13 protein-coding genes and 1 pseudogene are annotated in these 12,728 nt (G+C 61.8%); 9 read left to right on the top strand and 5 right to left on the bottom strand.

Annotated elements, in window-relative coordinates:
• Nucleotides 1-208: pseudogene (locus tag LPA34_RS14575) on the top strand (hypothetical protein); the annotation flags it as partial.
• 60 nt (nt 209-268) lie between these two features.
• On the opposite strand, the gene LPA34_RS14570 reads toward LPA34_RS14575, so the two are convergent.
• Nucleotides 269-1,183, bottom strand: a complete 915-nt coding sequence (locus LPA34_RS14570) for a dTDP-4-dehydrorhamnose reductase family protein (RefSeq protein ID WP_228979248.1) — start codon at nt 1,181-1,183, stop codon at nt 269-271.
• A 10-nt stretch (nt 1,184-1,193) separates the two neighbouring features.
• Nucleotides 1,194-1,406, bottom strand: a complete 213-nt coding sequence (locus LPA34_RS14565) for a heavy-metal-associated domain-containing protein (protein ID WP_228979246.1) — start codon at nt 1,404-1,406, stop codon at nt 1,194-1,196.
• Nucleotides 1,407-1,536: 130 nt separating this feature from the next.
• Here LPA34_RS14565 and cueR point away from each other — a divergent pair, with 130 nt between their 5' ends.
• From cueR to LPA34_RS14550, 3 genes are all read left to right on the top strand, one after another.
• Nucleotides 1,537-1,962, top strand: a complete 426-nt coding sequence (cueR, locus tag LPA34_RS14560) for a Cu(I)-responsive transcriptional regulator (protein ID WP_228979244.1) — start codon at nt 1,537-1,539, stop codon at nt 1,960-1,962.
• A 270-nt stretch (nt 1,963-2,232) separates the two neighbouring features.
• Complete coding sequence (locus tag LPA34_RS14555; RefSeq protein ID WP_090538338.1) at nt 2,233-2,379, top strand: DUF3563 family protein; 147 nt, start codon at nt 2,233-2,235, stop codon at nt 2,377-2,379.
• Nucleotides 2,380-2,597: 218 nt separating this feature from the next.
• On the top strand, nt 2,598-2,948 hold the full coding sequence (locus tag LPA34_RS14550; RefSeq protein ID WP_228979242.1) for a hypothetical protein: 351 nt from the start codon (nt 2,598-2,600) through the stop codon (nt 2,946-2,948).
• 121 nt (nt 2,949-3,069) lie between these two features.
• Here LPA34_RS14550 and LPA34_RS14545 read toward each other — a convergent pair whose 3' ends face one another.
• A complete protein-coding gene (locus LPA34_RS14545) occupies nt 3,070-3,915 on the bottom strand; it encodes a 23S rRNA (adenine(2030)-N(6))-methyltransferase RlmJ (protein ID WP_228979240.1) in 846 nt (281 codons plus the stop codon).
• Between the two features lie 261 nt (nt 3,916-4,176).
• Nucleotides 4,177-5,148 (bottom strand): potassium channel beta subunit family protein, encoded by a 972-nt coding sequence (locus LPA34_RS14540; RefSeq protein WP_228979238.1) that lies wholly within the window; start codon nt 5,146-5,148, stop codon nt 4,177-4,179.
• Between the two features lie 234 nt (nt 5,149-5,382).
• On the opposite strand from LPA34_RS14540, the gene LPA34_RS14535 reads away from it, so the two are divergent.
• Nucleotides 5,383-6,180, top strand: coding sequence for a 3-hydroxybutyrate dehydrogenase (locus tag LPA34_RS14535; protein WP_228979237.1), 798 nt, complete (start codon nt 5,383-5,385; stop codon nt 6,178-6,180).
• Nucleotides 6,181-6,190: 10 nt separating this feature from the next.
• Nucleotides 6,191-7,429: a DUF3734 domain-containing protein gene (locus LPA34_RS14530; RefSeq protein ID WP_228979235.1), complete on the top strand. Its 1,239-nt coding sequence runs from the start codon at nt 6,191-6,193 to the stop codon at nt 7,427-7,429.
• Between the two features lie 184 nt (nt 7,430-7,613).
• Here LPA34_RS14530 and LPA34_RS14525 read toward each other — a convergent pair whose 3' ends face one another.
• The gene (locus LPA34_RS14525) at nt 7,614-8,813 is read right to left on the bottom strand and encodes an amino acid aminotransferase (protein ID WP_228979233.1); all 1,200 of its coding nucleotides are present in this window, start codon (nt 8,811-8,813) and stop codon (nt 7,614-7,616) included.
• A 400-nt stretch (nt 8,814-9,213) separates the two neighbouring features.
• On the opposite strand from LPA34_RS14525, the gene uvrB reads away from it, so the two are divergent.
• The 3 genes from uvrB to LPA34_RS14510 all read left to right on the top strand — a co-directional run bounded on the left by uvrB (nt 9,214) and on the right by LPA34_RS14510 (nt 12,703).
• Nucleotides 9,214-11,307, top strand: coding sequence for an excinuclease ABC subunit UvrB (gene uvrB / locus LPA34_RS14520; protein ID WP_228979230.1), 2,094 nt, complete (start codon nt 9,214-9,216; stop codon nt 11,305-11,307).
• A 371-nt stretch (nt 11,308-11,678) separates the two neighbouring features.
• The gene (locus LPA34_RS14515) at nt 11,679-12,227 is read left to right on the top strand and encodes an iron transporter (RefSeq protein ID WP_228979228.1); all 549 of its coding nucleotides are present in this window, start codon (nt 11,679-11,681) and stop codon (nt 12,225-12,227) included.
• Between the two features lie 143 nt (nt 12,228-12,370).
• Nucleotides 12,371-12,703 carry a cupredoxin domain-containing protein gene (locus LPA34_RS14510; protein ID WP_228979227.1) on the top strand — a complete coding sequence of 111 codons (333 nt, stop codon included), beginning with the start codon at nt 12,371-12,373 and terminating at the stop codon, nt 12,701-12,703.
• Nucleotides 12,704-12,728: the final 25 nt, after the last annotated feature.

Here is a 12,728-nt window from a genome sequence, read left to right as displayed (position 1 = left end):
ACACCGCCATTCGCCTGTCTCGAGGGCTGATCCCGATGGCTTTTACCCGCCCGCAATCCCCGCCCCGTCAGGGCGGGCCATCCTCTCTCAGTTCACCCTCCCGCCCCAGATAACGCCGCGACAGACGCACCATCTGGTGGCGCACACGCTGCTGGACATGTCTCATCTGCTGGGCAATCTGCTTTCCGTGAGCGGGAATTTTCACTGACGGGGCGCTCCGCTACACCACCGGTCGTTACGCGCCAGGCGTCATGCGGTTGTGGGTGCCTCAACCCACCCAGGGGAACATCGTCAGCACCTGAAGAATGGCTTCGTCGAACGGCGTCCGGCGACCGATGCCCAGCGCTTCGAGCCGGCCGGCGTCCAGATGGCAGTTATGCGGGCGCGGCGTCGCGTCGGTCGGCGTATGTTGGGGCTTGAATTGCGCGTCGAGCCGCAACGCGCCGGCCAGATGGCGCGCGATGTCGTACTTCGTCATCGGCTCATCGCCGGACCACTGGACGATGCCGTTCACTGTCTCGCCATGCATGTGGCATTCCAGCATCTGCCGGATGACAACCGCGACATCGGGCGTGAACGTCGGATAGCGGATTGCCCAGGCATCCATGATCGCGGGCGTTGCACCAGCCGCGCCTCGCACCGACGCGGCGATGGCAGGCACAAGGCTCGTCACCGCCGATTCCTGCCAGTCGACGATTGGCCCGTACAGCAACGGCAGACGCAACACGCAACCGCGCTCCGCCGTCTCGAGCAGCGCCCGCTCACCGTCCAGCTTGCTGCGCCCGTAGGCGTTGAGCGGCGTGGGTGGATCGTCGTGCCGGTAGGGCGGCCGGCTACCGTTGAACACGTAATCGGTGGAGATCGAAAGCACCCAGGTGCGATGCCGGCTGGCAGCCGAGGCGAGCGCGCGCACCGCGTCGACATTCAGCGCGCGGGCGAGCGCAGGATCGTTTTCGCAGATATCCGGCCGCCGCTCAGCGGCCGCGATGACCAGCGCATCGGGTTTTTCGCGCGCGATGAACGCGTCGACGGCCTGCGGATCGCGGGCGTCGAGCACGGTCATGTGCGAGTCCGCGCGCCGGAAGGCCGTCGGAACGACCTGCCAGCTGGCCTGCTGACCGAGTTCTCCGGCAATCGCCCGGCCGAGCAACCCGGATGCGCCGACAACGGCAACCTTGAACATGCGTTGCCTCTCAGGCGCCGCTGACCGGCGCGCCGACGACCGTATAACCGGCTTCGTCGATCGCGGCCCGCAGCACATCCGCCGGCTGCTTCGACTCGACCAATACCTGTCCGGCTGCCAGATCGACCTTGACCTGCGCCGACGCGTCCTGCTCGCGGATTGCCTGGGTGACGGCTGCAACGCAATGCTGGCAGCTCATGCCTTCTACCTTGAATTCCAACATGAATCTGTTTCCTTTTGGCGATGCAGCAATTGAACGATCTGAATTATGCCTGCCGTGTGAGCATGTATTCGATGGTAGAGCTTCCCACGGTAGGAAGGTGTAGCATCGAATCAGATTTTCGGAGGTGCATATGAATATCGGTGAAGCGTCGAAGGCGTCTGGCGTCACGGCGAAGATGATCCGTTATTACGAGAGCGTGGGTTTGCTGAGCGCAAAAGCACGCACGACCGCTGGTTACCGCGTGTACGGCGAGGGGGAAGTGCATTCGCTGCGGTTTATCCGCCAGGCACGGCGGCTGGGATTTCTGGTGGAGGACATCCGCCGGTTACTGGCGCTGTGGCACGACCGCTCGCGCGCGAGCGCCGAAGTGAAGTCGATCGCGCTCGAACACGTCGCGGATCTCGACCGGCGCATCGAAGAGTTGACCGACATGCGCAATACGTTGGCGCATCTGGCCGCGCACTGCCACGGAGACGACCGCCCGGATTGCCCGATCATCGAACGTCTGGCCGACCCCGAGCCGACATCAGCGGCGCATTGTCATGCCGGGCAATAAGGTTGCGACAACCGTTTGACGGTCTGTTGCTATCAACTTTCGAAGTTTGCACAATGTCGGCGCATAAATGGCGGAGATATCTGGCTGCGCGATGGTAATCCTCTCATTATCATCGAAAAAGCGTGCACCATTCCAAAACGGAATGCACAGTATTCGACCATTTCACTAGCAAGGTTGCACCAGAAGGCTATAATGCGGGTTAACCCTTTTAAGGGAAATCCCTGATGTTAACTTTCACCAGGGACTCAATCTGATCCTTGGAGAAACATCATGTTTGCATACATCGTCGAAACGCTAAGCAACTGGTTCGAAACTGCGGAACGCGACCGTCGTGAAGCCTTCCTGGCTTCGTCGTCGGATATCGTTCAGCTCGAGCAACGTATCCGTTCGCTCGAAACCAACGGCTACTCGTTGTAAGCGTCTGGCCTGTTGCAGCCGCTCCGTGCGGCTGATGTAGTACGAAAAAAGCCCTGTATCGTCGGGGCTTTGTCGCATCTGGAGCAGGGCAGGCGTACGCCGTCGTCACGATCGACTAGCCGGAACGATGCGCTCACGGTAAGGTAAGGCGTTTTTCTGCCGCGTGCCGACGGGTCCGTGGGCATCCCGACACTAACTAAAACCAGTCAGAACCGACCATGCTCCTGCGCCAATCGATTCGTTTCGTGTTCCTGGGTGTTGCCGTGTCGCTGGTGACATCGGCGGCCTTCGCCGCTTCGGGCGGTCAACCGCTCGTTCTGGATACTCAACGCGGCATCAGCGACGGCCATAGCGGGACCGTCCTGCAAACCGCGCCACTATCGCACGCGCCGATCGTGCAGGCGCAGCCGATGGCCACACCCGCCGAACTCTCGACGAATTCATCGATGCCGATCATCGTCGCGCCTTATGTCGATGTGCAGACCGGCGGCGGTTCAGCCCATCCGCATCCACAACCCCGTCCGCAGCCCCGCCCGATGCCACAACCGCATCCGGTGCTGCCACAATAGGGCCGCACGCTTCGCTTCCGGACGGAGCAGGTCTGCTCGTAGTTCGGATACGTGGTGGGGCGCGCTCGCGGCTTCAAGCCTTCGCCTCATGTGCGCCCTGGCCTTGTACCCGGCTAGAGGCTCAATCGCCGCGATATTCGATTGCGAACTGCGCCGCCTTGTCCTGCCCGAGCGCATCGACGAGCCACGGTAGGGCCTGCTTCAACATCGCCGGCAGTGTGTAAGGCGGATTCAGGATGAACATCCCGCTTCCGAAGAGTCCAAAACCATCCACAGGCGGATTGCTGACCGTCAGTGAGACGTGAAGCCAGTTTTTGTCTTGCAGACGCTTCAACTGGTCGGGAAAACGCTGTGATTCCAGACGAGTGACCTGCGGATACCAGACGGCATACGAGCCGGTCGCAAACCGGGTCAGGCTTTCCTCGACGCATTTGAGCGTGCGCGTGTAGTCGCGTTTGTCCTCATAGGACGGATCGATCAGCACGAGCGCGCGGCGCGGCGGCGGAGGCAGCAATGCCTTGATGCCATCGAAACCATCGCCGGCATACAGCATCGCGCGCCGGCCGGCGTCGCGAAAGTTATGACGCAGCACGTCGATCTCGGTGGTGTGCAGTTCGAAGAGGCGCATGCGGTCCTGCTCACGCATCAGCCGCCAGGCGAGATAGGGCGAACCGGGGTAATAGCGCAACTCACCGTCGGCGTTCAACGCCGAGACTTCGTCGACATAGTCCGCCAGCATCGGGGGCAGGTCGTTGCGCGCCCACAGCTTGCCAATGCCGCTCTCGAATTCCCCCGTTTTGGTCGCGTAGCCTTCCTTTAACGAATAGACCCCCGCGCCGGCATGCGTATCGATATACCAATAGGCTTTGTCCTTCTGGGCAAGATAGCGCAGCAACTGAATAACGATGGCGTGTTTCAGGACATCGGCGTGATTGCCTGCGTGAAAGGCGTGACGGTAACTGAGCATGGCGAAGCCGGACTGGAAAGGGTGCTGGAAAGAATGCGCGAGCCGACGATGACTTGGGCGCAGCCTGCGCGAATGCCCGAATAGCGAACGCGGAATGTGCCGAACTGGATAAGCGGCCCTGACGCGGCGCCGATGCCGCAAATGTCACTGATGGCGCATGCGCGAGCCGCGTATTGTACGCGACGCCGCGCTGCCTCCGGCCTTGCGGCCATCTACATCTTCACACGCGGCGCTTCGACCCGACGCGCGTCAATCATGCATTCACTCAGCGGCGTCGCCGACAATCTCCTCGATCTTCTGTTTCACCTCAGGCGTGATCTTTTCGACAACGTCCCGCGCCTTCATGTTCTCGGCAATCTGCTCGACACGCGATGCGCCGGTGATCACCGTACTCACGTTCGGATTAGTGAGAATCCACGCGATAGCAAGCTGGCCGACCGTGCAGCCGAGTTCGTCCGCGACCCCACCAAGCTTGCCGACGATGCCGTTCTTGCCCGCGTCCGTAACCTGCTTGCGCAGCCAGTCATAACCCTGCAATTGTGCCCGGCTGTCCGACGGCACACCGGAACGATACTTGCCGGTCAGAAGGCCCGAAGCAAGCGGACTCCACGTCGTGAGGCCAAGACCGATGTCTTCGTACAGGCGCGCGTATTCCTGCTCGACACGCTTGCGATGAAACAGGTTGTATTGCGGCTGTTCCATGACAGGTTTGTGAAGATGGTGCCGCTCCGCAATTTCCCAGGCCGCGCGAATCTCGTCGGCGCTCCATTCGGAGGTGCCCCAGTACAGTGCCTTGCCGCGCGTGATCATGTCGCTCATCGCCCAGACAGTTTCCTCGACCGGCGTGTTCGGATCCGGACGATGGCAGAACACCAGATCGACATAGTCGAGCTGCAACCGCTGCAGCGATGCGTCGATGGCGTTCAGCAGGTATTTGCGATTGAGCGTGTGGTACTGATTCGGCGCTTCCTGCAGACCCCAGAAGAACTTCGTCGACACCACGTAGCTCACACGCGGCCACGCCAGTTCTTTCAGCGCCTGCCCCATGATTTCTTCCGACTGGCCGGCCGCATACACCTCGGCGTTGTCGAAAAAATTGACCCCGGCGTCCCGCGCGGCTGCCAGCGATTCCCGCGCGGCCCGGTGATCGACCTGATTGCCGTACGTCACCCACGAGCCGATAGACAGTTCGCTGACCTGCAGCCCGGAACGTCCGAGTCGTCGATAGTTCATGCATTTCTCCTTCGTGAGTGGTTCAACAGAAGCCGGGCCCGCGCTGAAACCGGGCGACGCCAGAATTGCACAGCTTAAACCGATCTGCATTTGTGCGTGAAACCGGGTGCTTCATGCACAATAGCGGAGTTGGCCGCAGTGCAGCATCCGGCCGAACGGTATATGCCTTTCGGCCAGCTTTCCGCCGCCTGCGCGCTATGGTGTCATTGCTCATCTACTGCATGGAGGTTCTGGATGTCGTCATCGAATACGGTTCTGAATGGGAAAGTCGCGGTCATCACGGGCGCGGCGAGCGGCATCGGAAAGCAGATTGCCCTGACGTTGTCGGCCGCTGGCGCGGCAATCGCCATTGCGGACCTGAATCAGACCGGCGCAGACGCGGTTGCCGAAGAAATCAACAAGGCAGGTGGCAAGGCGATCGGTGTGGCCATGGACGTCACGAACGAAGACGCGGTCAATCAGGGTATCGACAGGGTCGCGGCTGAACTGGGCTCGGTCGATATTCTTGTCTCGAACGCCGGCATCCAGATCGTCAATCCGATCGAGAACTATTCGTTCTCCGACTGGAAGAAGATGCAGGCCATTCACGTCGACGGTGCGTTCCTGACCACGAAGGCGGCGCTCAAGCACATGTACAAGGACGACCGCGGCGGCATCGTGATCTACATGGGCTCGGTGCACTCGCACGAAGCCTCGCCGCTGAAGTCGGCGTATGTCGCGGCAAAGCATGCGTTGCTCGGCCTCTCGCGCGTGCTCGCCAAGGAAGGCGCGAAGCACAACGTCCGTTCGCACGTCGTGTGTCCGGGCTTCGTGCGCACGCCGCTCGTCGACCGGCAGATTCCGGAGCAGGCAAAGGAACTCGGCATCAGCGAAGAAGACGTGATCAAGCGCGTGATGCTTGGCGGCACGGTCGATGGCGTGTTCACCACGGTCGAAGATGTCGCGCAAACGGTGCTGTTCCTGTCGTCGTTCCCGACGGCCGCCCTGACAGGCCAGTCGTTCATCGTCAGTCACGGCTGGTACATGCAATAAGGAGCCTCGCATGGCGCAACGCAATGTGAAGCAGGCTCGCGCGGGCGCCGCGGAAGATGTCGGCGGCGGCCAGGCGGGTTCAGCCGCCGACGCCCGCGTCGGCCGGCGCATCTCGCTATCGCAGTACGAAACGGTTGCCTTGATGCTGCAGGGCGGCGGGGCCCTCGGTGCCTATCAGGCTGGCGTGTATCAGGGGCTCGACGAAGCCGGCATTCATCCGAACTGGGTGGCCGGCATTTCGATCGGCGCACTGAACACCGCGATCATCGCCGGCAACGCGCCGGAGAATCGCGTGGCGCGTCTTCTGGAGTTCTGGGAGACGATCTGCCGGCCGGCGTTCGGGCCGTCGCTACCTGCCTTTGTCGAGCACGCGTTCTTCAACTCCACGGATGCGGTGCGCAAGGCGTTCACGGCCATGCAGGCAGTCGGTGCGCTGGTGGAAGGGCAGAAAGGCTTTTTCGTGCCACGCTTTCCGCCGCCCATGCCCACTATCTCAGGCGCGCCGCAGCAGGCGAGCTACTACGACACCACGCCGCTGAAGGCGACGCTCGAGCGGCTCTGCGATTTCGACCGGATCAATGCGCGCGAGATGCGCGTGTCGGTGGGCGCGGTGAACGTTGGTACCGGCAATTTTGCGTACTTCGACAACACGCATACGAAACTGCGTCCCGAGCATTTCATTGCGTCGGGTGCGTTGCCGCCGGGTTTTGCCGCGGTCGAGATCGATGGTGAGTATTACTGGGACGGCGGGTTGATGTCGAACACGCCGCTTCACGAGGTTGTGCAGACCACGCCTCGCCAGGACACGCTCGCGTTTCAGGTCGATTTATGGAGTGCGCGCGGGCCGGTGCCCGACAACATTACCGATGTCCAGGGCCGCATGAAGGACATCCAGTATTCCAGCCGCACGCGTCTCGTCACCGACATGCTTCAGCGTTCGCAGCGGTTTCGTCACGTGTTGCGTGAAGTGCTGGATCGCGTCGCGCCCGAGCATCGGGAGGACGCCTGGTGCCAGCTTGCCGAAGAGCTGTCGTGCTCGAAGCGCTACAACGTGGTTCATCTGATCTACCGGCACAAGGAATACGAAGGCCACTACAAGGACTATCAGTTCGGCCTGTCGACGATGCGAGAGCACTGGGAAAGCGGCCTCGCCGATATTCGCCGGTCGCTCGCGCAACCCGGCTGGCTCGCGATGCCCGATAACGATGCGGGGTTCATCACGCACGATATTCATCGCGACGCGCAATGAACTTGCCCGCGGCGCATTGTCGACGGATGGCCTTCGCGTGGCGAAGCACGTAACGGCGACGCCATAAAAAACGGTGCGCCATGAATTCATGGCGCACCGTTTTTTTAAACATCAGCAAGACTGATCAAAGCATCGGAAGCGGTCTGCACATTGCCATACCGCCTGCCAGCATCGGCTGACGCTCTTACTTCAGCACGTGCGCAACCGCGTTCGCGACGACGTCGAGATTGCGCGTGTTCAGCGCGGCGACACAGATGCGGCCGGTGCTCACGGCGTAGATGCCGAATTCTTCGCGCAGACGGTCCACTTGCGGTGCCGTCAGACCCGAATACGAGAACATGCCGCGTTGCGCGTTCACGAAGCTGAAATCGCGTGCGACGCCCACCGCCTGCAGACGCTCCACGAGGCCGTTACGCATCGCGCGAATACGGTCGCGCATTTCGCCGAGTTCAGCTTCCCACGTTGCGCGCAATTCCGGCGAGCCGAGCACGGCCGCGACGACGGAACCGCCGTGCGTCGGCGGGTTCGAGTAGTTCGTGCGGATCACGCGCTTCAGTTGCGACAGCACGCGGGTGGCTTCTTCCTTGCTTGCCGTGATGATCGACAGCGCGCCGACGCGTTCGCCATACAGCGAGAACGACTTCGAGAACGACGACGACACGAACACGTTCATTTCCGACAGCGCGAAGAGACGCACGGCGGCTGCATCGGATTCGATGTCGTCGCCGAAACCCTGATAGGCGATGTCGAGGAACGGCACCAGGTTGCGCGCCTTCACCACTTCGACGATCTGCAGCCACTGCGCGGACGTCAGGTCCACGCCGGTCGGGTTGTGGCAGCACGCGTGCAGCACCACAACCGTGCCGGCAGCATAGCTGTTCAACGCCGACAGCATCCCTTCGAAGTTCACGCCATGTGTTGCCGCGTCGTAGTACGGGTACGAGACCACTTCGAAACCTGCGCCTTCGAACAGCGCGCGATGGTTTTCCCAGCTGGGGTCGCTGATGGCAACCTTCGCGTTCGGGTTCACGCGCTTCAGGAAGTCCGCGCCGATCTTCAGTGCGCCCGTGCCGCCCAGCGCCTGCGCGGTCACGACGCGGCCCGCGGCGATCAGCGGCGAGTCGTTGCCGAGCAGCAGCTTTTGCACGGCTGCGTCATAGGCCGCAATGCCCTCGATCGGCAGGTAGCCGCGCGGCAACGCCGCTTCGATACGCGCTTTTTCTGCGTCGCGCACCGCGCGCAGCAGCGGAATCTTGCCTTCTTCGTTCGTGTAGACGCCCACGCCCAGGTTCACCTTGGTAGTACGGGTGTCGGCGTTGAAGGCTTCGTTCAGGCCCAGAATCGGGTCGCGGGGAGCAAGTTCGACAGCAGAAAAAAGAGACATGATGGTTCGGCAGTAGTGAAAGGAGGGGCGGGCTTCCAGCCTGGCCGGTCGGAGAGACATCGCGGACAAAGGCGCAGAGGCGGCGGGCGCGCAACTTGCCATTGTAGCGAATCCCAGGCCGCTTTTCGGCCCGTAGTGCGGGTTTTGACTGCATTTTTGCCGTCGGCGGTGCGTTTGCAGACCGCGCCGCGATCACCGGAACACACCGGGAAGACCGCCAGGATGGGCCTCGCAGACCGTTCCCGTTGCGATCCTTTTGCGTCCATGCGGCACCGGAAAGGGAGAACCAGAACCCGCGCCGCCGCCCACTCAGCCCGCGGCCGTTCCAAACCCACACCCGGTCCGCGAATCGACAAGAGGCTAAAATAGTCCTTTGCTTCCGGCTGAGGATGCCGCTCCCATGTCCGAACACCATCTGCGCGAAGTCGATAACACCCTCGACGAATCGAAATTCATCACGTTCGAGGGCTCTCCGTTCCAGCTTTACCAGCCATTCCCGCCCGCCGGCGACCAGCCGACCGCGATCGAGACGCTCGTCGAAGGTGTCAACGACGGCCTGTCGTTCCAGACGCTGCTCGGCGTCACCGGCTCGGGCAAGACGTTCACGATGGCGAACATGATCGCGCGTCTTGGTCGCCCAGCCATTGTCTTCGCGCCGAACAAGACGCTCGCGGCGCAGCTCTATTCGGAGTTTCGCGAGTTTTTTCCACGCAACGCGGTCGAGTATTTCGTCTCGTATTACGACTATTACCAGCCGGAAGCGTACGTTCCGCAGCGCGACCTGTTCATCGAGAAAGATTCGTCGATCAACGAGCACATCGAGCAGATGCGTCTGTCGGCAACCAAGAGCCTGATGGAGCGGCGCGACGTGGTGATCGTCGGGACGGTGTCGGCGATCTACGGTATCGGCAATCCGTCCGAATATCACAAGATGATCCTGACGCTGCGCACGGGCGACAAGCTCGGCCAGCGCGACGTCATCGCGCGCCTGATCGCGATGCAGTACACCCGCAACGAAGCCGATTTCCAGCGCGGCTCGTTCCGCGTGCGCGGCGACACGATCGATATCTTCCCGGCCGAGCACGCCGAGATGGCCGTGCGCGTCGAACTCTTCGACGACGAGGTCGACACGCTGCAGCTTTTCGATCCGTTGACAGGCCGGGTGAAGCAGAAAATCCTGCGTTTCACGGTCTATCCGTCGTCGCATTACGTGACGCCGCGTGAAACCGTGATGCGCGCGGTCGAAACGATCAAGACCGAACTGCGCGACCGGCTCGAGTTTTTCTACAAGGACGGCAAGCTCGTCGAGGCGCAGCGGCTCGAACAGCGCACGCGTTTCGACCTGGAAATGCTGCAGGAGCTCGGTTTCTGCAAGGGCATCGAGAACTACTCGCGGCACTTTTCGGGCGCGGCGCCCGGCGAGCCGCCGCCGACACTCGTCGACTACCTGCCGCCCGATGCGCTGATGCTGCTCGACGAATCGCATGTGCTGATCGGCCAGTTGAACGGCATGTACAACGGCGACCGCGCGCGCAAGGAGAATCTCGTCGACTACGGTTTCCGGCTGCCTTCGGCGCTGGACAACCGGCCGCTCAAATTCAACGAGTTCGAACGCAAGATGCGTCAGGTCGTGTTCGTGTCGGCGACGCCGGCCGATTACGAGAACAGGACGGCAGGGCAGGTCGCCGAGCAGCTGGTACGCCCGACGGGCCTCGTCGATCCGGCGATCGAGGTGCGGCCCGCCACCAGCCAGGTCGACGACGTGCTCGGCGAGATCAACGAGCGCGTGAAGGCGGGCGACCGTGTGCTCGTCACGGTGCTGACCAAGCGCATGGCAGAGCAGCTCACCGAATTCCTGGCGGACCACGGCGTGAAGGTGCGCTATCTGCATAGCGATATCGATACGGTCGAGCGCGTCGAAATCATCCGCGATCTGCGGCTGGGCACGTTCGACGTGCTGGTCGGGATCAACCTGCTGCGCGAGGGGCTGGACATTCCGGAAGTGTCGCTCGTGGCGATTCTGGATGCCGACAAGGAAGGCTTCCTGCGCGCCGAGCGCTCGCTGATCCAGACGATCGGCCGGGCCGCGCGTAACGTGAACGGCAAGGCGATCCTGTACGCGGACCGCGTCACCGATTCGATGAAGCGTGCGATCGGCGAAACGGAGCGGCGGCGCGCGAAGCAGATCGCCTTCAACGAGAAGATGGGCATCGTGCCGCGCGGCGTCGTGAAGCGGATCAAGGACATCATCGACGGCGTCTACAACGTCGACGAAGCGCGCGCCGAACTGAAGGAAGAGCAGGCGCGCGCGAAGTTCGAGGACATGTCCGAGAAGCAGCTGTCGAAGGAAATCCGGCGAATCGAGAAGCAGATGATGGAGCACGCGAAGAATCTCGAATTCGAAAAGGCCGCCCAGGCGCGCGACCAGCTCGCGCTCCTGCGTCAGCGTGTGTTCGGCGCGAACGTCGGCGATCATCTGACGGGCACCGACTGAAGTACTGAAGTACTGAAGTACGCCGCCGGTGCCTGCCGGGTCCGCCGCGGCTATGGGGCTTCATGCCGCACAGCACGCGAGCCGGACTACCCGGCATGACCATCTATCCCTTCGACGACCGCGGCGCTCGCCGGCGCATCCCCGCGCGTCTCATCCAGGTGTTCTAAAGCCCTGCGCGGATAAGGCTTTTAGGCGCGCTGAAATTTGTCCTTCACATCGAAGGATGATAAACTCCGCATGTATTGAGAATGGTTCGCATTAACGTTCCTGATTGGCATTGCAGGAATGATCGCGGGACAGCACGCGGAACCTCGCCAGCAAGTCTTTTTGCGTCTTTATTCACTTCAGTTCATAAAAACAAAGGAGTTTCAATGCGGATTTCTTCATTCGCGCGCGGCGCCGCCGCGGTCGTGGCGGCGCTGGCCGCCTTGTCGGTGTCGGCTGCCGAGTATCCGATCGGCAAGCAGCACATCGAAGGCGGCATGGAAATTGGCGCGGTCTATCTGCAGCCGATCACGATGGAACCGGAAGGCATGATGCGCAAAGCCTCGGATTCCGACGTTCACCTCGAGGCGGACATCCACGCCGTCAAGAACAACCCGACCGGTTTCGCCGAAGGCGACTGGATGCCGTATCTGCAAGTGAAGTACGAACTGTCGAAAGTGGGTTCGAACCAGTCGGTGAAGGGCGACATGATGCCGATGGTCGCCAGCGACGGCCCGCACTACGGTGACAACGTCAAGATGTTCGGTCCGGGCAAGTATCACCTGAAGCTGATCGTCGAACCGCCGATGCAGATGGGCCATATGTCGTTCGGCCGTCACGTCGACAAGGAAACCGGCGTGGGTCCGTGGTTCAAGCCGTTCTCGATCGAGTACGACTTCACGTTCGCCGGCATCGGCAAGAAGGGCGGCTACTGACCGGCCGCGGATCGCCCGGCGTGACAGACGCGGCCATGAGCCGCATCTGTCATGAAGGCTAACGCAGGCGTCGAAGGCCCTGAAGACACGCAGCCAGGTCTTCCGGCGCCCGGCAAGGTGCGGGACAGCGCAGGGAAGACTTAATGAGAATCAACAGGAAAATCGCGATCCTGGCCATGACAACGTCGCTCGTCGGCGTGGCGCATGCCGTGGATCTGCCGACGTTCAAGCTCGAAATGAACGACGGCAAGCTGAATCCCGCGCGCATCGAAGTGCCTGCGGGTCAGCGTATCAAGATTGAAGTGCGCAACGTGGGCAAGGGCGCGGCGGAATTCGAAAGCGTGCAGTTGCGCAAGGAAAAGGTGCTCGCGCCGGGCGCCGATTCGTTCGTTGTGATTGCGCCGCTGTCGCCGGGCGAATACAAGTTTTTCGACGATTTTCACCAGGAAGCGCAAGGCGTCATCGTCGCGAAGTAAACATGCTTCGATGCGGGGCGGCGGC

The organism is Paraburkholderia gardini, from assembly GCF_907164575.1.
GTDB lineage: Bacteria > Pseudomonadota > Gammaproteobacteria > Burkholderiales > Burkholderiaceae > Paraburkholderia > Paraburkholderia gardini.
This window is presented reverse-complemented; position numbering and strand designations above follow the sequence as displayed.